Here is a 21,334-nt window from a genome sequence, read left to right on the forward strand (position 1 = left end):
CGGATGGACCGGCCGCATGCCCGGATCCGCATCGGATATGCCGCATGCCGCCTGATCCATTGAATAGTTTGCTACACAAACGATAGCAATCAACTGCCGGCGCGTGCCGGCGGACGCTCAGGCCCGCAGCCAGGCCTGCATGTGCGGGTAGGGCTGCGCGCCCTGCGCCTCGGCCTGCGCGGGTTGCAGCGCGAGGCCCGCCGCGGCCAGCCCGGCGGCGCCCAGGTACACGCCCATCTCGAACGTGAAACGCAGGCTCTGCGATTGCCCGTGGTAGCCCCCGTCGTGGAACAGCACGGCGGAATCCAGCCCCAGGTGGCGCATGGCGGCCCAGGCCCAGGCCGTGGCCTCGGTCTCCCCGCCGTGCTCGACGGAGGGCAGCGCTTCCAGCGCGCCGTCCACCTGGGCGCGCAGCGCGGCAGGGACCACGGCCAGGTGCCCCGCCTCGTGCAGCAGGTCGCCCGGCCAGCGCAGGCGGGCCATGTCCATGCAGAGCCCGCCATGCTCGATGCGCACCCCGGGCAGGAAGCAGCCCTCGGGCAGTTCGGCCTCGCGCACCGGCAGGCCGATGCCGCGCAGGAAGTCCACGATGCGGCGCGCCAGCGCCGCGTTCTCCGCGTCCAGGTTCACCTCGGCTTCCATCGCATTCCTCTCGTCGTTGCTGGGGTTTCAGGGGGCCGGCTGCAGCAGCTGCGCCACGCGCTCGCGCAGCGCCTCGGGCTGCACGGCCCGGGCGGGCAGCGGCGCGCCCACGTGCAGCCCCACGCGGTTGAAGAGCCCGCGGCGGAAGGGCCGCGCCATGGCCGCGCCGTCCACGCGGCTGAAGAACGATCCCCACAGGTTGGTGAGCGCCATGGGCACGACCGGGGGCTCGACCCCTTCGGCGCGGGCGCGCTCCAGGATCTTCATGATGCCGCCCTTGAAGGGCTGCAGCGTGCCGTCGCGCGTGATGCCGCCCTCGGGGAAGATGGCCAGCAGGTCGCCGCCGCGCAGCACCTGCGCGGCGCGCTCGAAGGCGGCCTCGTAGATGGCCGGGTTCTCCTTCTGCGGCGCGATGGGGATCGCCTTGGCGAGGCGGAACAGCCAGCCCAGCACCGGCACGCGGAAGATGCGGTGGTCCATCACGAAGTAGATGGGCCGCGGGCTCGCGGCCATGAGCAGCACGGCATCGACGAAGCTCACGTGGTTGCAGGCCAGCAGCGCCGCGCCCTGCGTGGGGATGTGCGCATCGCCCTGCACCCGGAAGCGGTACACCAGCCGCGAGAGCACCCAGGCCACGAAGCGCAGCAGGTATTCGGGCACGATGAGGAAGATGTAGCCCGCCACGATGGCGTTGGCGATGCCGGTGAAGAGGAACACCTGCGGAATGCTGAACTTCGCCGCCAGCAGCGCGCCCGCGATGACCGAGCTGGCGATCATGAACAGCGCGTTCAGGATGTTGTTGGCCGCGATGATGCGCGCGCGGTGCGTGGGCTGGCTGCGCATCTGGATCAGCGCGTACATGGGCACGCTGTAGAGGCCCGCGAACAGCGAGAGCAGCAGCAGGTCGGCCATCACGCGCCAGTGCGCGGGCTGGGCGATGAAGGCCGCGATGCCCATGGCCGGCGCGGGCGGCAGGCCGCGCGACGCGAAGTACAGGTCGATGGCGAACACGCTCATGCCGATGGCGCCCAGCGGCACCAGGCCGATCTCCACGTGCCGGCGCGAGAGCACCTCGCACAGCAGCGAGCCGATGCCGATGCCCACCGAGAACACCACGAGCAGCAGCGAGGCCACGCGCTCGTCGCCGTGCAGCACGTCCTTGGCGAAGCTCGGGAACTGCGACAGGAACACCGCGCCGAAGAACCACATCCAGCTGATGCCCAGCAGCGAGCGGAACACCACCACGTTGCCGTGCGCGAGCTTCAGGTTGCGCCAGGTCTCGGAGAACGGGTTCCAGTTGATGACGAGGCCCGGGTCGGTGGCCGGCGCGCTCGGGATGAACTGCGCGACGGCCCGGCCCGCAAGCGCGATGGCGACGCACGCCGCCGCCACCCAGGCATGGCCCACGCCGGGCAGCGCCACCAGCAGGCCGCCGGCCACCTGGCCGAGCAGGATGGCCACGAAGGTGCCCATCTCCACCATGCCGTTGCCGCCCGTCAGCTCGCGCTCGGAGAGCACCTGCGGCATGTAGGCGAACTTCACCGGCCCGAACAGCGTGGAGTGCAGGCCCATGAGGAAGGTGCAGGCCAGCAGCACCACCGGGCTGGCCGCCAGGAAGCCCCAGGCGGCCACCAGCATGATGGCCACCTCCAGGTTCTTCACGAAGCGGATCATCCGCGTCTTGTCGATCTTGTCGGTGAGCTGGCCCGAGGTGGCCGAGAACAGCAGGAACGGCAGGATGAAGAGCGCCCCGATCACGAGGCCCGCCATCGAGGGCGGCATCCACGACACGCTGAGCTGGTAGGTCACCATCACCGTGAAGGCGAACTTGAAGAGGTTGTCGTTCGCGGCGCCGGCGAATTGCGTCCAGAAGAACGGCGCGAACCGCCGCTGGCGCAGCAGCGCGAACTGGTTGGGGTGCTCGCCATGGCCACCCGGAGGTGCCGCCATGTCGGTCGCCGCGATGCGGACTGGGCTCTCGCTCATGCCGTGCTCCTGGGGGTGTATCGAATCATTTCGCCTCCGCGCTGGGCGGCATTGTGCCTTCGCGGCGGCCCCGCCAGGGCGTGCCGCGCTCGCACCGCGCGAAGTACCGCCGGTGCCCGAGCGCCGACAGCACCGGCCATGCGGCCATCGCCGCCGCGAGGTGCTTGAGGCTGTGGCCCGAGACGCACTGCGACGTGGCCGCGAACACCGCCGCGTCGCCGGCCTCCAGCAGCTTGGCGAGCGCATACCAGCCGACCACCGCGGCCAGCGAAAAGCCCAGTCGCCCCGGCAGCGGCGCGCGGCCTGCGCCTCGGTCACGCGCCGCATCGGCGGCCAGCGCCAGCAGGAGCAGCATGCCGCCGCCCTGCACCAGCCCCCAAGGCCACAGGTTGCCCGTGATGCCCCAGCTGCGCAGCGCCGCCCACCCGCCCGCCAGCACCGCCACCGCCGTGAGGGCTGCGGCCCGCGCGCCGATGCGCTCGTCCACCGCGAGCGCCAGCATGCCGGCGAAGGCCACGAGCATGCCCGCACGGTCGGCCAGCAGCGTGATGCCGTGGGGCTGCCAGTGGTAGAGCGCCGAGCCCGCCGCCGTGAGCAGCAGCCCCGTGAAGAACACGCCCGCCGCGCCGGCCGTGGCCCCGCGCAGCGCCCCCTCGCGCAGCCGCGCCGCGAGGCGCGCCAGGCCCGCGATGCCCAGCACCGCGAACGGAAGGTTGGTGAGCACGTCCATGGCGTGGGGCAGGCCCCAGAGCGTGCGCTGGTCCGCATAGGCATGGGCCTGCGCACCGGCCGCGACGAACGGGCCGGCCAGCGCCACGGCCAGGCAGGCCAGCAGCGCGGCGCAGAGCGCGCCTTCGCGGCGCGAAAGCCGCAGCGGGGCGGCGGAAGGGGCGTTGGAGGAACGGTGCATGGAAGAAAAAAGGGCGTGGATGGAAGTGCCGGCAGTCTGGCGCACTGCCCCACGGAGGCATCGATTTTCGCAACCCACAGCTCGAACCGATTCCCGGAGTATCCATAATCGATACCCATGAGCACCACTGCCGACCTCGTCGCCGCCCTGAAGAAGGAACTCAAGGCCGCGCACATGACCTACGCCGACCTCGCCCAGGCGCTGGGCATGGCCGAATCCAGCGTCAAGCGCATGCTGGCCAAGGGCGACATGCCGCTGTCGCGCATCGATGCGATCTGCCGCGCGCTGCGGCTGGATTTTGCCGACCTGGCGCGGCGCGTGGCCGACAGCCAGCCGCTGCTAGACCAGCTCACCCTGGAGCAGGAGCGCGCGGTGGTGGCCGACAAGAAGCTGCTGCTCATGGCCATCTGCGTGCTGAGCCAGTGGACGCTGGAGCAGATCCTGGGCACCTACCGGCTCTCGGAGGCGGAGGGCGTGAAGTACCTCGCGCAGCTCGACCGCATCGGCATCATCGAGCTGCGCCCCCTCAACCGCTACCGGCTCAAGCTGGGCAAGACCTTCCGCTGGCGCCCGCACGGCCCGGTGATGCACTACTTCCGCGACCATGCGCTGCTCGACTACTTCGCGGGCAGCTTCGACGGCCCCGGCGAGGGCGTGCTGATGGTGCACGGGGCCATCAGCCGCAGCCTGGCGCCGGCCTTCCAGGAGCGCATCCAGCGCGTGGCGCACGATTTCGCGCAGCAGCACCTGGCCGACCAGCGCCTGCCCGAAGGCGAGCGCGAGGGCTACACCGTGCTGCTGGCGATGCGCAGCTGGGAGTTCGAGGTGTTCACCGCGATGCGCCGCTGAAGGGGGCGGACCGGCCGCCCCATGCCGCGTCAGCGCCGGAAGTTCTGGCGCAGCGCGCTGCAGATGCAGGCCGCCAGCTCTTCCTGCTGCTCGATGCCGAACTGGACGGACCGGTCGAAGTTGCGCGCCCAGGTGATGCGCCGCAGCGATGGATCCACCAGCCGTATCGATGCGCGGATGCGGCCCTCGTCGATGCGCACGCTGCCTTCGACACGGTGGTGCGCGCAGCGCGCGGCCGCGCCGGCCGGTGCGGGCGACGGCCCCGAGGGCATGAGCACGGCGCCGAACGACTTGAAGAGCTGCTCCAGCAGCTCTTCGTACAGGCCGTCCGCGAAGGCCTGCCCGTCCATGCGCTCGGCGATGTAGTGGATGGGCTGCACCACCAGCAGATGGTCGGAGCCCGCGCCCCCGGCGGCGTCGCGGCGGCGCCGGAGCACGGGCATGTAGGTGCCGACGGGGATATGGATCTCGATGTCCTGGGGCGGCTCATGGGCCGCGTAGTAGGCCTCCAGCCGCTGCCGCAGGCGCCCCACCTGCACCCGCACGATGGGGTCCTCCGCCGGCAGGAACACCGCGGGCTCGCGGTCGAACACCTCGATGCCGATGGCGTATTCGCTGGTGTTGCGGCTGTCGCCGGCGATGGCCTGCGCCACGAGAAAGCGCAGCAGCCTCTGCATCCGGTGCGCTTTGGTGAAGCACTCGCTCCGCATGATCGCATCGCACGCGGAGCGGACATCGTCTTCTTTGATTTCCTCGGTTCCGTCTTTCAAAGTCATTCCCTCATTCATGTGTTCGCTTGTTATGTGAGGGAGCCCGGCAGGCGGCGCCACCGCCTGCCGGGCTCCCGCGAAAAGCTTCGCACGAATCGCGGGAGAACGGAGGTGGGCACATCGGCCCGCGGGGCTGGCGTTGATACGTGGCGTGCAACGGCCGGAGCCGGGGAAGGCACGCACCGCCCCGTGGCCCCTGGGCCGCGCGGCTACGGTAACGCTGCGGCAGGCTTAACCGTAACGATACCTTCCCATGCCGCAGCCCCGGAAATAAGATGCCCTCCAGCTCGCGACACCACCACCGCGGCATACAACAGAACATTGGAGGGGTCCATGTCAGATTCGCTTCCCGCGGATGTCATCCAGGCCATCGCGATATCGAACGCGAAGTCCATCGGAGAGCAGCCGGCCATCCTGGCGAACCTCGCGCTGGCGCAGCAGATCTTCAACCAGAACATGCAGCAGCAGATCGCGCTGAGCCAGCAGCAGGCGATGAACCAGGTGCAGATGGCCGCCACGGCCAAGAGCGTCGCCATGATCGACAACTGCAAGAACCAGGGCGCGATCGATCAGATGGTCAAGGACATCGAGAAGCTGATCCGCGACATGGACCTGATCCAGATGCAGAACCGGTCTTCCGGCAGCGGCTGAAGCCCGCCGCCGGCCCCGCAGCCCGCGCCCCCCATTCCACGCATGCCCTTCGCGCCGCCCTTGCCGGTCGGCGCGGAACCATCCTCCCCATTCCGGGGCGGCGGTAGGCAAGCCGCCATTTCACTTCAACAAACTGACCAACGAGGAGAAGAACCATGGCTTTGAACGAAGAAGTAGTGAGCGCCGTCGCCATCGGCAACCTGAAGGCGATTTCGGAACAGCCCGCGATGCTGTCCAACCTGGCCTACTCGAACACGGTGGCCAACACCAACCTGTCGCAGCAGAACGCGGTGGCGAACCAGCAGGCGATGAACGAGCTGGGCATCTCCATCGTTGCCAAGGCGTCCAACACGGTGAGCAACCTGGGCCCTCTGGAAGCCCGCTCCGCGGTGGACATCCTGACCAATAACGAGCTGGCGCAGACCATCGCCGACATGAAGGCCACCCTGCAGGCCTTCAAGGGCTGATCAACCGGCTCCACGGGGCCTGAAACGGAGGGCAGAACATGCTTGACGAACAAGTGGTGAGCGCGGTCGCGATCGGCAATCTGAAAGCGATTTCGGAACAGCCGGCCATGCTGTCCAACCTCGCTTATTCCAACGTGGTGGCGACCAGCAACCTCGGGCAGCAGAACGCGGTGGCCAACCAGCGCGCGGTCGGCGAACTCGGATTGCCGCTGGTGGCCAAGGCGACCAACACCATCAGCAACGTCGGCCCGCTGGAGGCCCGCGCTGCGGTGGATGTCCTGACGAACGACGAACTCGCGCAGACCATCGCCGACCTCAAGAGCGTGCTGGACGCATTTGCGGGGCCGTCCGGCGCAAGGCTGCCGAAGGATCTTCTGAAGGAGATCCGGGCGCTGGTCGACGTGGGCCTCAAGGTGGAGGCGGGGGTCCTGACCGTGCCCCCATCGGTCGACACGATCTTCATCCCCGGCAACATCGCCAAGGAAGACGTGCAGATCCTGATCGAGAACCGCGGCCTGATCCTCAAGGTCAGGCGCAAGTAAGCACCCACGGGTGATCGCGGGGCGGCCACCGGGCTGCCCCGCCTCTTTGCGAGGGAGGAAACATGGGAAGCATCGAAATCAAGGTGGCGGACGCAGCGCAGCAGGGCCTGCCCGGCGAGGTCACCGAAGCCGTCGCGCTGACCGGCGTGGCCACGGCGCAGCAGCCGGCGAACCTGTCCAACCTGGCGTATGCCAACCAGGTGAGCAGCACCAACCTGAGCGCCCAGAACCAGGTCGCCCGGCAGGACGCCATGAACCGGCTCCACCACTCCATCCTGGCGAATGCCGTCAACCAGGTGCAGGACCTGCAACCGGCCACGGCGCGGTCCGCCGTGGCGGCATTCAGCGGCAACGAAACGGCCCAGGCGCTCGCCGACCTGCGGGCCGCCATCGACGCCTTTCCCAGCCACTGAAGGCACAACCCGAGGAGCAACGGCATGGAACAGAACCCCGCCACCCTGGCCCCCATGGAGCAGCACAACCGCCTGCTCATGGCCCAGATCGACGGCCGGCTGCGCAGCGGCTTCGACGCCGCGCTGCAAAGCAGCGACTACTACGTGATCCGCAACAAGGCCACGGGCGTGCTCTCGGTGCTGGCATCGTCCACCATCCAGGACGACCACGACGTCGTCCAAGGGCCCGCGCCGTTTGCGCAGTGCATCGAGTTCGTCAATTCCTCCGTGGTCACGCGGATGGCCGAATCCGATGGCTGGACGCCGGCCCCCGCAGCCGCGCCGGCCGCGCAGGAAGCCGCCACCCAGGAAGGCACGCGATGAGCCAGCCCGAATCCATCCAGGAACTGGGCAAGGCCGCCGAGGACATCGCCGCGTCGATGACCAAGGTGGCCACGAACATCGCCCTGCTGGGCGTGGAAGGCAATGCCGACGAGCAGATGCGCATCATCACCGAGGAGAACAACAAGGTGCTGGACCGCATCCGCAAGCTCTACCACCTGCCGCCCACGTCGGGGAACTGACATGGCGGCCACCGGCTCGATCGTCGATGCGCCGCTCGCCGCCGCGGACGCGCTGAACGCCGTGGCGCTTCCGCGCGCAGAGACGTCCTACACGCTGATGGTGCAGGTGTTGCAGAGCGAGCAGCCTTCCCCGCTGATCTTCGGATCGCTGGCCCTGAGCGCCAGTGCGATCACCCAGAGCCTGGCGCTCTACGAAGCCACCATGGCCCGCGGCCGCGGCGGCTGACGCGAAGCCTGCTCTGCTTGCCATGGCACGCACCGATCCCCCATGGCGCCCGCTGCCGGAACAGGTCGTGGTCGTGGCCTTTCCCACCGCGTGCCGGCAGGCCGCCTGGCCCGGCGCGGCGGGCGCCCCGGCGAGCTTCTTCATCGTGCAGGCGACCACTGGCGAGATCGAGCTGCCGCAAACCGACTTCGGCTGGCTGCAGCTCTCGGCGCCCGAACCCATCGCGCCGGGCTGGAGCCGCGTCGGCTACCAGGCCGGCGACAACACCCTGGACGCGCGCCGCGTACCGGTGCCCGTGCTGGTGCGCCAGCAGCGGTACGCCGTGGAATTCCTGCAGCAGGCGGGCCTGCTGGTGCAGACCGAGATGGTGCGCGTGTTGAATTCGCCGCTGAACATCGACTGCCTGATGGCGGTGATGTTCATCGCGAGCCTCATCAAGAAGATCCCGGTCCCGCCCATCAAGGTGCTCGTCACGGTGCTGGCCGTGCTGGCGCTCATCGCGCTGGGCATGGCCGTATCGCTGCTGCGCCACGGCTTCGCGCGGGTGCCGGAGCCGCTGCCGCTGTCCACCGACACGAACGGCGTGCCCATCGAGGTCGTGCCCGGGGTGTCCGTGCAGCAGGGCCTGCCGCTCGCGCAGGTTCCGGCGGAGGACCAGACCATCCTGCTGCAGACGGTCAAGGAAATCTATTGGCTGCTCAGGCAGGTCGCGTGACGCGGACGGCGGCGAGCCGCATTTGCATTCGCTGTTTTTTCAACCCCGGAGAAAGAGAGAGACCCATGCCCATCACCACGCAGGACATGCTCCAGAACGCCAGCGGCTACACCGCGATATTGCCGCTGAGCTACATGGTGCCGACCTTCTACCCGACCCCGCCCGGCACGGTGCACCCGTCGAGCGGAGCCCCCCTCATCCGCCTGGACGACCCCGACCTGCAGGCCCGCGCCCAGCGCCTGGTGAACGTGCTCTACTGGACCGCCGCCACCTACCAGAACCAGGAGGGCATGTCGGACAGCCGGACGCTGAAGGTGTTCATCGCCCCGGAGTTCTATTTCCGCAAGGCCTCCCGGCAGGAGACCGACCAGGCCCGCTTCCTGCGCGACACCACCTTCGGGTCCTACCCCGAACACGCGCGCTACGCGCTGAGCGAGGTGTTGTACGCCGCGACCCAGAACTCGCCGCTGTTCCGCGACTGGGTCATCGTCGCGGGCACGGTCTGCTCGGTGCTGCCCATGCAGGACCCGCACCGGCTGAACCTGCTCAACACCGCCATCATGCTGCGCGGATCGCGCGCGCGGCCCGACGAGAGCGTGCCCTACATCCTGATGGAGAAGCACTACATCTCCCACATCGACGGCCCGCCGGAGGACTGGCACGCCAACCTCGATCCCTCCACCACCTACAGCTTCCAGCTCAATCCCGACCAGCACCTCGACAACCTCATCTACTGGGACCGGATGTCGGTCGGGCTGGAGGTGTGCCTGGACCATGCCAAGCAGGTGGTGGTGAACGCCATGAACACCCTCGGCCAGACCCTGGGGCCGCAGGCCAACGCGCTCGACCTGCAACTGGTCACGTCCTGCGGCATGGCCATCGTCCAGCAGGCGGTGGCCGTGGGCGACGGCTCGCTCATCTTCCTGACCGACGGAATGTCGCACCTGCAGCGCCTGCAGGAGCCGATCTTCGAGATCGGCCGGTTCAACGCCGCCACCCACACGACGACGCTGATCGACCGAAGCACCTTCCAGTTCGCCGAACTGCCGGTGCACGACGACTACCGCGTGGACTACCTGCAGGGCCTCTACAGCAAGAAGGGCCTGCGCCAGGGCGTGTGGGCCGCCAAGTCCCCCCTGCCGCTGCACACCTCCAACCCCTGAGGGCGGGCGGCACTGCGCGGGCCGCAGCCCGCGCAGCCATCGGTCACAGCATTTCGCTGTGCACGTGCACCACGCGGCCGATGAGCCGGGCGGCGGGCTCGGTGAGCTGCTTGCGCGGAAACCGCGGCGCGTTCTCCGCCGCCAGCCACCAGGCGCCGCTGTCGCGCACCACGCGGCGCACCAGGCAGGCACCTTCGTAATCGACCACGAACACCTGGCCATCGGCCGGGGCGGGCTCGCGCGTGTCCACCGTGACCACGTCGCCGGCATGGAGCGACGGCTGCATGCTGTCGTCGCCGAGCGCCACGGCGATCAGGTCGCGCGCCCGCAGGCTGCGGCGCGCCAGCCAGTCATGGGTGAGCGCGATGGCGGGCATGCCGCCTTCACCCGCATCGGTGCCCTGGCGGAGTGCCGCCGCGCCGGCGGCCCGGCCCGCGTCGGCCCGCCACCGCAGGCTCTGCTGCGGCCGCACGGCGAGCACCAGCACGGCTTCGTCCCCGGCGTCGGCCCCTGCGGGCGGCGCCGCGGCGGCCTCGTAGAGCCCCTCGGCCTCGCCCACGCGCGGCAGCGGATGCCCCGGGGACTGGAACCAGTAGCGCATGCCGCGCAGGCCCTCGATCGCCCGCACGGTCTTGTCGGACACCGCGCGCGACCCGGACAGCATCTGCCGCACGAAAGCCCCGTCGCGGTAGCCCAGCACCCGCCCGAAGGCGGTGACGTTGCCCTCGGTGAGATGGCCCACCGCCTGCTCCAGGCGCTGGCGCCGGTAGAGTTGCAACGCGGTTTCGTCCATGGGGGCGGAAAGTAGCACGCGCTACGGTTGCTTTTGCTACTTTCCGAAAATAGAATCCAGAGCAATTGCTACTTTCCGCGCTGCGGGCCATGACCCTGGACCAATACCTCCAACTGCACGATGCGCTGAGCGTGCGCGAACTGCGGATGCGCATGGCGCAGCACGGCTCCCCCATCAAGAGCGATGCGCAGATCCGGCAATGGCAGCACCGCTACGCCCAGCGCATCCCATCGCCCATCAACTGCGTGGCCATCGAGCAGGCCACGGGCGGCCGCGTCACGCGCCAGGACCTGCGGCCCCACGACTGGGCGTCGATCTGGCCGGAGCTGGGCACGCTCCGCTGAAGCCCGGGCAGGGGCCTATAGTGCAGCGCCATGCCCCAGCCCCACCCACCCTCCGGCGGCACCGCGACGCCGGCCGCCATCCCCGTGCCGCCCGGTACCGTCATCGCCTCGCTGCTCCCCGGGGCGGATTTCTCCGATGCCTATGCCATCCCCGATCCGCGCCCGCACGAGAGCGCGCTGCAGACCTGGCTGACCCTGGTGGCGGACACGCCGGGCTGGATCGAGGGCCTCATGGGCCTGCGCAACCGCCTCGTGCGGCTGGCCGGCCTGCGCGACCTGGGCCCGCTGCGCGGCAACGCCGCGCAGTGGCTGCGCGCACCGCACACCTGCCGGGTGGGCGACCGTGTGGGGATCTTCGAGGTGCGCCACCTGTCGCCGAACGAAGTGGTGATGGGCCAGGACGACCGCCACCTCGACGTGAACGTCTCGCTGCTGCGCAGCGGGCCGGCAGCGCCCGGCAGCGCAGGCGGCACCCTCTCGCTCGGCACCGTCGTGCATGTGCACAACGCGCTGGGGCACGCGTACATGGCCGCGGTGGTGCCCTTTCACCGGCGCATCGTGCGCACCCTGATGGTCCGTGCCAGCCGCCTGCCGCCGGAGGGCAGCGGCGGCCGCTGACGGAGGGCGCTCCGCCCGCGAAACACCTGCTCACACAGCTTCGCGTGCCGGCGACACGGCCTTGACGAAAGGCCCCGAGGATGCAGCCATGGCCCGTGGATACGCCGCCCGCCCTGTGCAGGCGGCCCGCCCCGGCCCCTTCTTCACCGCCGTCACAAGGAGATATCCATGACCACTCCCCGCAAGGCCCTCTCCCTCACCGCTGCCTCGCTCGCGCTGGCCTCGGTCATGGGCACCGTGACCACCTCGGCGCATGCGGCCACCAGTGCCACGGTGATCGTGCAGTCCGGCCCCCAATATGCGCCGCCCCCACCGATGGTGGTCCAGCGCTATTCCGCGCCACCCCCGCCGCGCTACGAACGCGTGCCCCCGCCGCGCCGCGGCATGGTCTGGGAACAGGGCCACTGGGAGTGGCAGGGCCGCCGCCACGTGTGGGTGCCGGGCCACTGGCTGCGCGCGCGGCCGGGCTATGCGTACACCCAGCCCGGCTGGGTGCAGCAGGACGGTCGCTGGGAAATGCGCCGCGGCCGCTGGGACCGCGACGGCGACGGCGTGCCGGACCGCCACGACCGCCGCCCCGACAACCCCTACCGCCAATGAACAGGCGCGCAGGCCCGGCTGCGCGGCCTGCAGGCCACATAACCTTATAGGCACAAAGCATGAAGCCTTGACCACAATGGCGCATTCACGGCCCGTGACCGCGGCTGCCCGAGCGGCAGTCCGGCGCGGGCCTTTCCCAAGGACCTTCCCATGCGCCGCCACTTCCCCTCCTTTTCCTGGCTCCCTGCCGCAGCGCTCGCCGCCGCGGCCTGGACCGCCACCCTCGCCACCCCCGCCGTGGCGGCCGACACCGGTGCCGCCGCCGACTGGCCGCGCCAGCCGGTCACGCTCATCATGGGGTTTCCCGCCGGCTCGGGCGTGGACGTCGTGGCGCGCGCGGTGCAGGAGCCGCTCAGCCAGAAGCTGGGCCAGCCGGTCATCATCGACTACAAGTCCGGCGCGGCAGGCAACATCGCCAGCGAGTTCGTGGCACGCGCCAAACCCGACGGCTACACCCTCGTCTTCGGCACGGCGGCCACGCACGGCAGCAACGCCGCGCTCTACAAGAAGCTGCCCTTCGATGTGGAAGCGGATTTCGCGCCCGTGGGCACGCTGATCGACGTGTCGAACGTGCTCACCGTCAACCCCAACGTGATCGACGCGAAGACGCTGCAGGAATTCGTCGACATCGTGAAGGCGAACCCCGGCAGGTACAACTACGCCTCCACCGGCAACGGCGCGGGCACGCACATGGCGTTCGCCGAATTCAACGCGCGCCTGGGGCTGAACATGGTCCACGTGCCCTACAAGGGCGGCCCCGAGGCCATCACCTCCGTGGTGCGCGGCGAGACCTGCTGCATCATGAACCAGGTGCAGACCGTGCTGCCGCACTACAAGGCCGGCAAGGTGCGGCTGCTGGGCATCACCACGGCCAAGCCCGTGGCGGCCGTGAAGGAAGTGCCCACGATCGCATCGAGCGGCCTGCCCGGCACCAGGGGCTTCGACAGCTCGATCTGGTTCGGCATCTTCGCGCCCAAGGTCACCGATGCGGCCATCGTGCACAAGCTGAACACCGCGCTGCGCGAGGTGCTGGAGCAGCCCGACGTGCGCCAGCGCTTCGAATCGCAGGGCAACACGGTGCGCATCGAGACGCCCGAGCAGTTCGGCCAGACGGTGCACAAGGACCGGGCCAAATGGGCGCAGGTGGTGAAGGACGCGAAAATCAGCATCGATTAGTTGGAGGCAACCCCCTGAGCGGCTTTGCCGCTCCCCCCTTCTCTCGCGGCGCTGTGCGCCGCGGGAAGGGGGCACCCCCTGCGGCCTGGCGGAGCCAGTTCCGCGGGGGTTGCTGGCCTTGGGCCTCGCCAGTTTCATACGCCGTGAGCACAGCGCCTGCCCTTGCATCCATGGCACCTCTTACTGCACCGATTTCTTCATGGCACTCTCTTTCCCTCTGGGCGCAGCCGGGCTGGCCGCCCTCGAACAACGGCTGCAGCACGATCTGCTGACCCTCAACTGGCGGGCGAAACCGTGGGTGCCGCAGCGCCTGCACGATGGCCGGCCGGTCGTCGACGTGCTGGTCGTCGGCGCCGGGCAGGCAGGGCTCGCCGCCAGCATGGCGCTCGCGCAGCAGGGCATCGCCGCGGTGCTGCTGGACCGCGCGCCGGCCGACCACGAAGGCCCCTGGGCCACCACCGCGCGCATGGAGACGCTGCGCTCGCCCAAGGAGCTGACGGGCCCCGCGCTGGGCGTGCCCTCCCTCACCTTCCGCGCGTGGTTCGAAGCCCAGTGGGGCGCCGATGCCTGGGTCGCGCTCGACAAGATCCCGCGCCTGCAGTGGATGGATTACCTGCGCTGGTATCGCCGCGTGACGCAGGCCGACGTGCGCAACGGCCACGCGGTGACCGCGCTGCGGCCGCGGGCCGATGGCCTGGTCGAGGTGGATGTGGCCGCAGGCGGCGCGGCCCCCGCCACCTGGTATGCGCGCCGCGTGGTGCTGGCCACCGGCCGCGACGGACTCGGCGGCCCGCAAATCCCCTCCTTCATGGAGGGCGTGCCGCGCACGCGCTGGGCGCATTCGTCCGACGTGCTCGACTACGCCACGCTGCGCGGCCTGCGCGTGGGCGTGATCGGCATGGGCTCCTCGGCCATGGACAGCGCCGGCACCGCGCTCGAAGCCGGCGCGGCCAGCGTGGACCTGATCGCGCGGCGCACCGAGCTGCCGCGCATCAACAAGTCCAAGGGCTCGGGCGTGCCGGGCCTCGTGCAAGGGCACTCCCTGCTGCCCGACGAGTGGAAATGGCGGCTGCGCCACTACATCGGCGCGCAGCAGGTGCCACCGCCGCACGGCAGCACGCTGCGCGTGTCGCGCCACCCGAACGCGTTCTTCCACTTCGGCTGCGCCGTGCAGCGCGTGCGCGACACACCGGGCGGCCTGCAGGTGGCCACCGCGCGCGGCACCTTCGCCTTCGACTTCCTGATCCTGTCCACGGGCTTCGCCATCGACTGGCAGCAGAAGCCCGAATTCGCCGCCATCGCGCCGCACGTTCGCACCTGGGGCGAGCGCTACACGCCGCCGCGCGGCGAGGAGGATGCGGAGTTGCGCGATTCGCCGGACCTCGGCCCGCTGTTCGAGTTCCAGGAGACGCCCCCCGGCGCCTGCCCGGGGCTGGACCGCATCCACTGCTTCTGCTATCCCGCCGCGCTCTCGCACGGCACCATCTCGGGCGACATCCCGGCCATCAGCGACGGCGCGCGGCGCCTGGCCGGCGGCCTGGCGGGCCTGCTGTACCGCGAGGACGTGGAGCACCACTTCGCAGCTTTGCAGGCCTATGCGGAGCCCGAACTGCTGGGCGACGAATGGACGCCCGCCGACACCGCGCAGCGCACCGTCGGCCCCTGAGGCCTGCAGCGGCCCCCCAACGGCCCATCCCGCCTTCCACCGGAGCTTTCCCGCCATGACCACCCCCACCCCTACACCCACCCCCGCGGCCGCACCAGCCAGCGACACCATCGACCAGGTTGCGGGGCTCGTGCCCGGCCGCTCCGCGCACACGGTGCGCCACCAGCGCGACAAGGTCGCCACGGCCACGCAGGCCTGCGAGGACGCGCTTTTCTCCGGCGTGCTGCCCGGCGCCTTCACGCCGGCCGAGCGGCTGGCCATCGCGCAGGACGTGGTGCGCGTGAGCGGGGTGCCGGCGCTGGCCGCGCACTACCGCGCACGCCTGGAGGCGGAGGGCCCGCCGGCCGCGCCGGCGCTGCGCGCCCTGGCGGACGACACCGGCGCCACGCCGGATACCGCCGGCATCGCCGGATTCGAGGGCGCCAGCGCGCGCCTGCAGGCAGCCGTGCGCTTCGCGCGCACGCTGGCACTGGAGCCCGCGCGCAGCGACCGCGATGCGCTGCTCGCACTTCCGCAGGCCGGCCTCTCCACGCCGGACGCGGTGCTCGTCGCCCAGCTCGTGGGCTTCGTGACCTACCAGTTGCGCGTGGCGGCCGGCGTGGCCGCGCTCGATGCCCTGCCCGCGCCGGACGCCGCGGCCCCTGCAAGCCCGGCCGCGCCGGAAGCGCCCTTCGTGCATCCCGCCAACCTTCCGCCGCCCGGCCAGCCCCTGCGGCTGGCGGGCTACACGAGCGAGACGCTGGACTGGAAGGCATGGCTGCCCGTGGTCGATCCGCAGCAGGCGACCGAAGAGCAGCAGGCCGTGCTCGACCTGAGCCACCCCAAGGCCCGCACGTCCGATTTCTACCTGCTGCTGGTGCACCAGCCGCGCGTGCTGTCGGAGCGCTCGCAGGCGTTCAACGCCATCATGTACGCGCCCGGCGGCCTGGCGCGCGCCGAACGCGAAGTGGCCAGCACGGTCGTCTCTCGCGTGAACGGCTGCGTGTACTGCGCCTCGGTGCACGCCCAGCGCTTCGAACAGCTCGCCAAGCGCAACGACGTGATGGCGCAGATCTTCGAAGACCCCGACACCGCCGGCACGAACGCACGCGAGCGCGCCATCGTGCAGGCCAGCGCCGCGCTCACGCGCGCGCCGGGCGCATTCGGCCCGCAGCACCTCGCGCCGCTGCGCGCGGCGGGCCTCTCCGATCTTGAAATCCTCGATGCGCTGCACGCGGCCGCACTCTTCGCCTGGGCCAACCGGCTCATGCTGAACCTGGGCGAAGCGGTGTACCCCGCGGCCGCCTGAGGGCAAAAAAATGCCAGGGCCCGTGCGGCGGGCCCTAGAATGGCCCCCGCAGGAGAGCGAGCGGTCCGTCCGCTCCACCGAAGGCGCAAACTCCCATACACGCTCAGGTCCCGTACTGCACCACCACACAGCCGTCTGGAGAGCCGCCACGCCACGTGGCGCACCGAAGGAGCAAACCCCGCGCGGCGGTCGCACGGGGTGAATCTCTCAGGTACCAAGGACAGGGGGAGCGGCAGCCAGGCCTTGCGGCCGCCGGCTGTTCGCTATTGCAAGACCATAGCCACCGGCACCGCTGACCTGGCCCCCCCGTTGCGGGCGGGCCATCGACGAGAACACCCTGCGCCTGGCGGCGCAGCGATCGCGCCGGGGCGTGCCTGCATGGAAAGGCTTGTGACACCATGCGCGTGACCATCCTCGGAGCTGGCCTGCTCGGCACCACCTCCGCTTATTTCCTCCAGCAACTCGGCCACGAAGTGACCGTCATCGACCGCCAGGCCGCGCCCGGCGCCGAGACCAGCTTCGCCAACGGCGGGCAGATCTCCGTGAGCCATGCCGAGCCGTGGGCCAATCCCGGCGCGCCCCTCAAGGTGCTGCAGTGGCTGGGCCGCGAAGACGCCCCGCTGCTGTTTCGCCTGCGGGCCGATCCGCGCCAGTGGCTCTGGGGGCTGTCCTTCCTGCGCGAATGCACGCCCGCGCGCACGCGCCACAACATCGCGCAGATCGTGCGCCTGGGCACCTACAGCCGCGACACGCTGCAGCAGCTGCGCCGCGACCTGGGGCTGGAGTACGCGCAGCGCACGCAGGGCATCCTGCACTTCTATACCAATGCCCGAGAGTTCGATGCCGCGCTCGCGCCGGCCGAGCAGATGCGCCAGCTCGGCTGCGAGCGCCGCGTGGTGAGCGCCGACGAGGCCGTGCGCCTGGAGCCCGCGCTGGCGCACATCCGCCCGCAGCTGGCCGGCGCCACCTACACCGCCGCCGACGAATCGGGCGATGCCCACGCGTTCACGCGCGCGCTGGCGCAGCGGGCAGCGCAGGCCGGCGTGCAGTTCCGCTTGGGCTGCCACATCACCGCGCTGCGCACGGCCGGCGGCCGGATCGACCATGTCGAGATGACCGACGAACAAGGCCGCTTCGAGCGCGTGCAGGGCGATGCCTACGTGCTGGCCATGGGCTCCTTCAGCGCGCTGCTGGCCGAGCCGCTGGGCCTGCGCCTGCCCATCTACCCGGCCAAGGGCTATTCGGTCACGCTGCCCGTGCGCGACCCGCTGGCGGCCTACGGGGCGAGCCTGACCGACGACGAATACAAGCTCGTTTTCTCGCGCTACACCGATGCCTCGCGCGACGTGCTGCGCATCGCCGGCACGGCCGAGCTGGGCGGCTGGACGCGCGACCTGAACCGCGTGCGCTGCGAGGCCATCGTGCGGCGCGTGGAGCAGCTCTTTCCGGGCGCGGGCGATACCTCGCAGGCGCAGTTCTGGACCGGCCTGCGCCCCGCCACGCCGAGCAACGTGCCGCTCATAGGCAAGACGAAGCTGCCCAACCTGTTCCTCAACACCGGGCACGGCACGCTCGGCTGGACGCATGCCTGCGGCTCCGGCCGCGCGATCGCGCACATCGTGAGCGGGATCGCGCCCGAGGTGGACTTCGCCTTCACGGGCATGCCGCGCGGCACCACCGCGGCGCCCGCACTGGCCTGATGTCCGGCACATTTGCTATTATTTAGATAGCAAACTATTCAATGGATCCGGCGGCATGGAGCATAAAAAGCTTCAAGCCGCCGCTTCCGGGGGCCCCGGCGGCCCTCAAGCCTCGCCGAACCCCTCGCAGGTGAACACCGTGAGCACGCCCGTGTAGCCGTAGAGATGGTGGTGGGCGATCTCGCCCCCCGCGAAGAAACCCACCAGCGGCACGTCGCCCAGCGCGTGGCGCACGATCTGCAGCTCGGCGCTCGGCCCTCCGAAATGCGGGCCGCCGCGGCCCGAGCAGCTCACGTAGATGGCGCCGACGATGGTGCGCTCGGGCATGCCGTCGGTGGCATGCGCCAGCGCCTGCATGAGCGCCGCGCGCTCGCCGCCGGCCACCGGCGGCGGCGCCACGGGCTCCTGCGCCTCGGGCGCGAGTTCCTCGCGGATCTCCGCGCAGATGCGCATCAGGTCGGCCCGCGCGGCGGCCACGTTGCGCTGGCAGAACGCGAGCCGCATGCCCTCTTCCACCTTGTCGGCGAGCGCCACCCCCTGCCGCATGGGATCGAGCCCCACCAGGTGGCGCACCCGCACGTCGGTGCCGAAGTGCCCCGTGCGACCCATCGGCTGCGCGCCGGCATCCACCAGCCCCGCGAGCGTCGCGCGCAGAGCCCGCAGCGCCGGCTGCGGATCGCCGTCGAGCGTCACGCCCAGCGTGCGCAGGAGCACGTCGAGCGCCGGCTCGCCATCGAGCTTCAGCACCACGTTGTCCTGCGCGCCGGTGATCTGCGCGAACGGCCCCACGGGCTGGCAGCCCTGCGTGACGCGGGACAGCAGCCCCACGCCGCGACCGAACGCCACACCCGAGAGCCCCCCGCCGAACACGCCGCGCGCCGCGCCCTGCCCCGCGATATTGCCGTTGCCGCCCACCGCGAACTGCACGCTGCGCGAGCGGCTCGCCGCAATGCCGCCGAAAAGGTAGCCCGACACCGTGCGGTCCGACATCTCCGCGATCAACTCCGCGAGGTCCGGGGTGTCGCCATCGACGTGCACCAGCGCGGTGTGCGGCACGAAGCCGCCCCCTCCGCCCGCCGCACCGCCGCGCGTGAGCGGGGCCACGCCGGAGAACACGCGGTACTGGTCCGCAGGCAGGTCCAGCAGCATCACCGAGAGCGCCGGCTCGTCGAAATACTCGGCGTTGTTGGCCGCCACGCCCACGCCCACGGTGCCGCTCCAGTCGGTGACCTCGGGCAGCTCGGCGGAGAGAAAGTCGAGCAGGCCCTCGGCCTCGTCCGCGTAGTGGTCGGTGATGTAGAGCAGGCCCAGCGTGGGCGCGTTGGCATAGTGCGGCAACGCCATCTGCGCGCGCAGCTGCGCCAGCACCAGCGCAGCGGCCATGCGCCATTGCGGATGGGTGGCGTGGCCGTTCGGAAAAAGCTTCATGGTCGGACGGGCTGGATAGCCGGGGAGCCGGAGGCCGCGGGGCGCCTCACTTGCGGTTTCGGGGGGCTGCGGCCGCGCGGCGCGCAGTGGCCGGCGCTGCCGTGCGCTTGCCGGCAGCGTCGGCCTCGGGCGCGGAAGCGCTGCCGGACGCAGGCCGCTTGGCGGTGGCCTTGGCTGCGGGCCGTGCGGCCGCCTTGCCGGCCGGCGCATCGCCGCCGTCGGCAGCCGCGGCGCCTGCCGAAGCCTTGCGGGCGGCCTTCTGCATGCCTTGCATCCCCTGCATGCCTTGCGCCGCGAGCTGCGTGGCGATGTCGGTCGCGGACTTGAGGGCCTCGGCGGCCAGGCCCTGCGTCGCATTCATCGCGGGCAGCTTGGAGGCATCGCTCATCGCATTGGCCGCGATCTGCTGGAACTGGCCCGTGAGCGCCGTCCACCACTGCATCGGATCGATCACGCCAGGCGCGGCGGGCGGTGGGGCATCCGCGGCGGGAGCGGCGGAGGGCGCCTCCGCAGGTGCGGGCGCGGGCGCCGGCGCAGGGGCCGCTGCGGCGGCCTCGGGGGCCGCGGCGGGGCGCGCTTTGGCGAACGGATCGGGCCGCGGCGCCTGCGGGGCTGCGGGCGACGCGGCGGCCGGGGCCTCGGCCGCGCGCGGTGTGAACGCGCTCGCCAGATCGCCCATCGCCACATTCATGCCCTGCAGCGTGGCCAGCGTCATCTTCTGCACCTCGAGCGCCTGCACGGTGGCGGTCAGCGCGCGGGAGTTCTGGTCCAGCCAGAACTGCACGGCCTTGAGTTCCTCGATGCGCTTTTCCAGCTCTTCCACGCTGATCGTGGGTGCGACCCAGCCCGAGAGCGAAGGCATCTGCGGCATGCCCGCGGACGCGCCCTTGGCGAGGTTCTGCAGGAAATCGAAGCCCGGCACGAAGCGGCCGAAGCCGAACGGGGACGTGTCTTGGGTGGGGTTGCTCTGGTTGCTGCTCATGGCCCTTGTTCCTTCGGTGCAGTGCACCATGGTGCGCCCTGTCGCGCCGGCGCTCTTGCCGCAAGCCGCCGCTCTGACCGCTGGCAGCCCACGCGCGGCGGCATGGTCGGTGGCCGCAGCTTAACGCGATTGGCGCGCGCATACCAACGCAGCCGCCCCGGCCGCCGCACGGCCTTTGCGCACCCGGGCGCCGCGTCACGGTGGGCGTGCCTCCGGCGGCGCAATGCCAGTATCCATGCCGCCTGCAGCGGCAAAAGCGCGCAGGGCCCGCGCCGCTGGCCGGCAAACCCCCTAGAATCCGCCGACCAGCCCGTCTGGGACTTTCATCACTTCAACACGAGAAAACCGACACCATGGCAACTGCAAAGAAAACCGCCGCCGCTCCGGCCAAGAAGGCTGCGCCTGCCAAGAAGGCCGCCCCCGCCAAGAAGGCTGCCGCTGCAGCCCCCAAGGCCAAGGCCGCTCCCGCTGCGCTCAAGCCCCTGAAGACCACCTTCACCAAGACGTCGCTGGTCGCCCACCTGGCCGAGCAGGCCGGTGTCGAGCCCAAGGCCGCCAAGGCCGTGATGGCAGCGCTGGAAGCGACGATCCTGGGCTCGGTGCACAAGAAGGGCTCCGGCGAATTCACGCTGCCCGGCCTGATGAAGATCGGCCTGCAGCAGGTGGCTGCCAAGAAGAAGCGCTTCGGCAAGGACCCGTTCACGGGCCAGGAACGCTGGTTCCCCGCCAAGCCCGCATCGGTCAAGATCAAGACCCGCGCGCTGAAGAAGCTCAAGGACGCCACGCTGTAACAAGCGCTGCGCTCCCGCAAAAAGCCGATGCCGACGCATCGGCTTTTTGCT

General features: G+C 70.5%; 25 protein-coding genes and 1 riboswitch. Of the genes, 18 read left to right on the forward strand and 7 right to left on the reverse strand.

Features of this window, described 5'->3' with window-relative positions; all coding sequences use genetic code 11:
- Positions 1-117: 117 nt before the first annotated feature.
- Genes BM144_RS19420 through BM144_RS19430 form a run of 3 tightly spaced genes read right to left on the reverse strand, consistent with a single transcriptional unit; the run spans position 118 to position 3,538 of the window.
- Positions 118-642, reverse strand: a complete 525-nt coding sequence (locus BM144_RS19420; RefSeq protein WP_092956261.1) for a hypothetical protein — start codon at positions 640-642, stop codon at positions 118-120.
- A 27-nt stretch (positions 643-669) separates the two neighbouring features.
- Positions 670-2,628 (reverse strand): MFS transporter, encoded by a 1,959-nt coding sequence (locus BM144_RS19425; RefSeq protein WP_092956264.1) that lies wholly within the window; start codon positions 2,626-2,628, stop codon positions 670-672.
- A gap of 25 nt (positions 2,629-2,653) precedes the next feature.
- Positions 2,654-3,538, reverse strand: coding sequence for a hypothetical protein (locus tag BM144_RS19430; protein WP_092956267.1), 885 nt, complete (start codon positions 3,536-3,538; stop codon positions 2,654-2,656).
- 117 nt (positions 3,539-3,655) lie between these two features.
- Here BM144_RS19430 and BM144_RS19435 point away from each other — a divergent pair, with 117 nt between their 5' ends.
- On the forward strand, positions 3,656-4,387 hold the full coding sequence (locus BM144_RS19435) for a helix-turn-helix domain-containing protein (RefSeq protein ID WP_092956270.1): 732 nt from the start codon (positions 3,656-3,658) through the stop codon (positions 4,385-4,387).
- Positions 4,388-4,416: 29 nt separating this feature from the next.
- Here BM144_RS19435 and BM144_RS19440 read toward each other — a convergent pair whose 3' ends face one another.
- Positions 4,417-5,163, reverse strand: a complete 747-nt coding sequence (locus tag BM144_RS19440) for a hypothetical protein (protein ID WP_245783739.1) — start codon at positions 5,161-5,163, stop codon at positions 4,417-4,419.
- A gap of 327 nt (positions 5,164-5,490) precedes the next feature.
- Between BM144_RS19440 and BM144_RS19445 the strand changes: the two genes are divergently transcribed.
- The 9 genes from BM144_RS19445 to BM144_RS19485 all read left to right on the forward strand — a co-directional run bounded on the left by BM144_RS19445 (position 5,491) and on the right by BM144_RS19485 (position 9,897).
- Positions 5,491-5,808: an FAD-binding monooxygenase gene (locus BM144_RS19445; RefSeq protein WP_092956273.1), complete on the forward strand. Its 318-nt coding sequence runs from the start codon at positions 5,491-5,493 to the stop codon at positions 5,806-5,808.
- 155 nt (positions 5,809-5,963) lie between these two features.
- The gene (locus BM144_RS19450; protein ID WP_092956276.1) at positions 5,964-6,275 is read left to right on the forward strand and encodes a R body protein; all 312 of its coding nucleotides are present in this window, start codon (positions 5,964-5,966) and stop codon (positions 6,273-6,275) included.
- Between the two features lie 38 nt (positions 6,276-6,313).
- Complete coding sequence (locus BM144_RS19455) at positions 6,314-6,817, forward strand: hypothetical protein (protein ID WP_092956279.1); 504 nt, start codon at positions 6,314-6,316, stop codon at positions 6,815-6,817.
- A 62-nt stretch (positions 6,818-6,879) separates the two neighbouring features.
- A complete protein-coding gene (locus tag BM144_RS19460; RefSeq protein ID WP_092956282.1) occupies positions 6,880-7,230 on the forward strand; it encodes a hypothetical protein in 351 nt (116 codons plus the stop codon).
- Positions 7,231-7,254: 24 nt separating this feature from the next.
- Positions 7,255-7,593, forward strand: coding sequence for a hypothetical protein (locus BM144_RS19465; RefSeq protein WP_245783740.1), 339 nt, complete (start codon positions 7,255-7,257; stop codon positions 7,591-7,593).
- A complete protein-coding gene (locus tag BM144_RS19470; protein ID WP_092956285.1) occupies positions 7,590-7,793 on the forward strand; it encodes a Ras family protein in 204 nt (67 codons plus the stop codon). The genes BM144_RS19465 and BM144_RS19470 overlap by 4 nt, the downstream gene beginning before the upstream one ends.
- A 1-nt stretch (position 7,794) precedes the next feature.
- Positions 7,795-8,019 (forward strand): hypothetical protein, encoded by a 225-nt coding sequence (locus BM144_RS19475; protein WP_092956288.1) that lies wholly within the window; start codon positions 7,795-7,797, stop codon positions 8,017-8,019.
- Positions 8,020-8,041: 22 nt separating this feature from the next.
- Positions 8,042-8,734 carry a hypothetical protein gene (locus BM144_RS19480; RefSeq protein WP_217644359.1) on the forward strand — a complete coding sequence of 231 codons (693 nt, stop codon included), beginning with the start codon at positions 8,042-8,044 and terminating at the stop codon, positions 8,732-8,734.
- Positions 8,735-8,799: 65 nt separating this feature from the next.
- Entirely contained in the window at positions 8,800-9,897 is a 1,098-nt protein-coding gene (locus BM144_RS19485; RefSeq protein WP_092956291.1) for a hypothetical protein, read from the forward strand.
- Between the two features lie 43 nt (positions 9,898-9,940).
- On the opposite strand, the gene BM144_RS19490 is transcribed toward BM144_RS19485, so the two are convergent.
- Complete coding sequence (locus BM144_RS19490; RefSeq protein WP_092956294.1) at positions 9,941-10,690, reverse strand: S24 family peptidase; 750 nt, start codon at positions 10,688-10,690, stop codon at positions 9,941-9,943.
- 89 nt (positions 10,691-10,779) lie between these two features.
- Between BM144_RS19490 and BM144_RS19495 the strand changes: the two genes are divergently transcribed.
- The 7 genes from BM144_RS19495 (at position 10,780) to BM144_RS19525 (ending at position 18,082) form a co-directional block, all read left to right on the forward strand.
- A complete protein-coding gene (locus tag BM144_RS19495; protein ID WP_092956297.1) occupies positions 10,780-11,034 on the forward strand; it encodes a transcriptional regulator in 255 nt (84 codons plus the stop codon).
- A gap of 30 nt (positions 11,035-11,064) precedes the next feature.
- Positions 11,065-11,652, forward strand: a complete 588-nt coding sequence (locus tag BM144_RS19500) for a DUF2867 domain-containing protein (RefSeq protein WP_092956299.1) — start codon at positions 11,065-11,067, stop codon at positions 11,650-11,652.
- 168 nt (positions 11,653-11,820) lie between these two features.
- On the forward strand, positions 11,821-12,252 hold the full coding sequence (locus BM144_RS19505; protein ID WP_092956302.1) for a YXWGXW repeat-containing protein: 432 nt from the start codon (positions 11,821-11,823) through the stop codon (positions 12,250-12,252).
- A gap of 150 nt (positions 12,253-12,402) precedes the next feature.
- On the forward strand, positions 12,403-13,428 hold the full coding sequence (locus BM144_RS19510; protein ID WP_092956305.1) for a Bug family tripartite tricarboxylate transporter substrate binding protein: 1,026 nt from the start codon (positions 12,403-12,405) through the stop codon (positions 13,426-13,428).
- A 199-nt stretch (positions 13,429-13,627) separates the two neighbouring features.
- Positions 13,628-15,094 carry a SidA/IucD/PvdA family monooxygenase gene (locus BM144_RS19515; RefSeq protein WP_092956308.1) on the forward strand — a complete coding sequence of 489 codons (1,467 nt, stop codon included), beginning with the start codon at positions 13,628-13,630 and terminating at the stop codon, positions 15,092-15,094.
- Between the two features lie 55 nt (positions 15,095-15,149).
- Entirely contained in the window at positions 15,150-16,382 is a 1,233-nt protein-coding gene (locus BM144_RS19520) for a CMD domain-containing protein (protein ID WP_092956311.1), read from the forward strand.
- Between the two features lie 125 nt (positions 16,383-16,507).
- Positions 16,508-16,616: riboswitch (glycine riboswitch) on the forward strand.
- 164 nt (positions 16,617-16,780) lie between these two features.
- The gene (locus BM144_RS19525; RefSeq protein ID WP_092956315.1) at positions 16,781-18,082 is read left to right on the forward strand and encodes a D-amino acid dehydrogenase; all 1,302 of its coding nucleotides are present in this window, start codon (positions 16,781-16,783) and stop codon (positions 18,080-18,082) included.
- A 105-nt stretch (positions 18,083-18,187) separates the two neighbouring features.
- Here the strand turns inward: BM144_RS19525 and BM144_RS19530 are convergent, their stop codons facing one another.
- Together BM144_RS19530 and BM144_RS19535 are read right to left on the reverse strand one after the other, a co-directional pair.
- Entirely contained in the window at positions 18,188-19,510 is a 1,323-nt protein-coding gene (locus BM144_RS19530; RefSeq protein WP_092956318.1) for an FIST signal transduction protein, read from the reverse strand.
- A 46-nt stretch (positions 19,511-19,556) separates the two neighbouring features.
- Positions 19,557-20,492 (reverse strand): PhaM family polyhydroxyalkanoate granule multifunctional regulatory protein, encoded by a 936-nt coding sequence (locus BM144_RS19535; RefSeq protein WP_092956321.1) that lies wholly within the window; start codon positions 20,490-20,492, stop codon positions 19,557-19,559.
- A gap of 353 nt (positions 20,493-20,845) precedes the next feature.
- On the opposite strand from BM144_RS19535, the gene BM144_RS19540 reads away from it, so the two are divergent.
- A complete protein-coding gene (locus tag BM144_RS19540) occupies positions 20,846-21,283 on the forward strand; it encodes an HU family DNA-binding protein (RefSeq protein WP_092956324.1) in 438 nt (145 codons plus the stop codon).
- Positions 21,284-21,334 lie beyond the last annotated feature (51 nt).

It is taken from the genome of Paracidovorax konjaci (assembly GCF_900112675.1).
Taxonomy (GTDB): domain Bacteria; phylum Pseudomonadota; class Gammaproteobacteria; order Burkholderiales; family Burkholderiaceae_C; genus Paracidovorax; species Paracidovorax konjaci.

What these genes read in the sequence shown, in the direction of transcription:
- BM144_RS19420 (WP_092956261.1), bottom strand. Translation starts at nt 642, where the DNA reads ATGGAAGCCGAGGTGAACCTGGACGCGGAGAACGCGGCGCTGGCGCGC.
- BM144_RS19425 (WP_092956264.1), bottom strand. Translation starts at nt 2,628, where the DNA reads ATGAGCGAGAGCCCAGTCCGCATCGCGGCGACCGACATGGCGGCACCT.
- BM144_RS19430 (WP_092956267.1), bottom strand. Translation starts at nt 3,538, where the DNA reads ATGCACCGTTCCTCCAACGCCCCTTCCGCCGCCCCGCTGCGGCTTTCG.
- BM144_RS19435 (WP_092956270.1), top strand. Translation starts at nt 3,656, where the DNA reads ATGAGCACCACTGCCGACCTCGTCGCCGCCCTGAAGAAGGAACTCAAG.
- BM144_RS19440 (WP_245783739.1), bottom strand. Translation starts at nt 5,163, where the DNA reads ATGACTTTGAAAGACGGAACCGAGGAAATCAAAGAAGACGATGTCCGC.
- BM144_RS19445 (WP_092956273.1), top strand. Translation starts at nt 5,491, where the DNA reads ATGTCAGATTCGCTTCCCGCGGATGTCATCCAGGCCATCGCGATATCG.
- BM144_RS19450 (WP_092956276.1), top strand. Translation starts at nt 5,964, where the DNA reads ATGGCTTTGAACGAAGAAGTAGTGAGCGCCGTCGCCATCGGCAACCTG.
- BM144_RS19455 (WP_092956279.1), top strand. Translation starts at nt 6,314, where the DNA reads ATGCTTGACGAACAAGTGGTGAGCGCGGTCGCGATCGGCAATCTGAAA.
- BM144_RS19460 (WP_092956282.1), top strand. Translation starts at nt 6,880, where the DNA reads ATGGGAAGCATCGAAATCAAGGTGGCGGACGCAGCGCAGCAGGGCCTG.
- BM144_RS19465 (WP_245783740.1), top strand. Translation starts at nt 7,255, where the DNA reads ATGGAACAGAACCCCGCCACCCTGGCCCCCATGGAGCAGCACAACCGC.
- BM144_RS19470 (WP_092956285.1), top strand. Translation starts at nt 7,590, where the DNA reads ATGAGCCAGCCCGAATCCATCCAGGAACTGGGCAAGGCCGCCGAGGAC.
- BM144_RS19475 (WP_092956288.1), top strand. Translation starts at nt 7,795, where the DNA reads ATGGCGGCCACCGGCTCGATCGTCGATGCGCCGCTCGCCGCCGCGGAC.
- BM144_RS19480 (WP_217644359.1), top strand. Translation starts at nt 8,042, where the DNA reads ATGGCACGCACCGATCCCCCATGGCGCCCGCTGCCGGAACAGGTCGTG.
- BM144_RS19485 (WP_092956291.1), top strand. Translation starts at nt 8,800, where the DNA reads ATGCCCATCACCACGCAGGACATGCTCCAGAACGCCAGCGGCTACACC.
- BM144_RS19490 (WP_092956294.1), bottom strand. Translation starts at nt 10,690, where the DNA reads ATGGACGAAACCGCGTTGCAACTCTACCGGCGCCAGCGCCTGGAGCAG.
- BM144_RS19495 (WP_092956297.1), top strand. Translation starts at nt 10,780, where the DNA reads ATGACCCTGGACCAATACCTCCAACTGCACGATGCGCTGAGCGTGCGC.
- BM144_RS19500 (WP_092956299.1), top strand. Translation starts at nt 11,065, where the DNA reads ATGCCCCAGCCCCACCCACCCTCCGGCGGCACCGCGACGCCGGCCGCC.
- BM144_RS19505 (WP_092956302.1), top strand. Translation starts at nt 11,821, where the DNA reads ATGACCACTCCCCGCAAGGCCCTCTCCCTCACCGCTGCCTCGCTCGCG.
- BM144_RS19510 (WP_092956305.1), top strand. Translation starts at nt 12,403, where the DNA reads ATGCGCCGCCACTTCCCCTCCTTTTCCTGGCTCCCTGCCGCAGCGCTC.
- BM144_RS19515 (WP_092956308.1), top strand. Translation starts at nt 13,628, where the DNA reads ATGGCACTCTCTTTCCCTCTGGGCGCAGCCGGGCTGGCCGCCCTCGAA.
- BM144_RS19520 (WP_092956311.1), top strand. Translation starts at nt 15,150, where the DNA reads ATGACCACCCCCACCCCTACACCCACCCCCGCGGCCGCACCAGCCAGC.
- BM144_RS19525 (WP_092956315.1), top strand. Translation starts at nt 16,781, where the DNA reads ATGCGCGTGACCATCCTCGGAGCTGGCCTGCTCGGCACCACCTCCGCT.
- BM144_RS19530 (WP_092956318.1), bottom strand. Translation starts at nt 19,510, where the DNA reads ATGAAGCTTTTTCCGAACGGCCACGCCACCCATCCGCAATGGCGCATG.
- BM144_RS19535 (WP_092956321.1), bottom strand. Translation starts at nt 20,492, where the DNA reads ATGAGCAGCAACCAGAGCAACCCCACCCAAGACACGTCCCCGTTCGGC.
- BM144_RS19540 (WP_092956324.1), top strand. Translation starts at nt 20,846, where the DNA reads ATGGCAACTGCAAAGAAAACCGCCGCCGCTCCGGCCAAGAAGGCTGCG.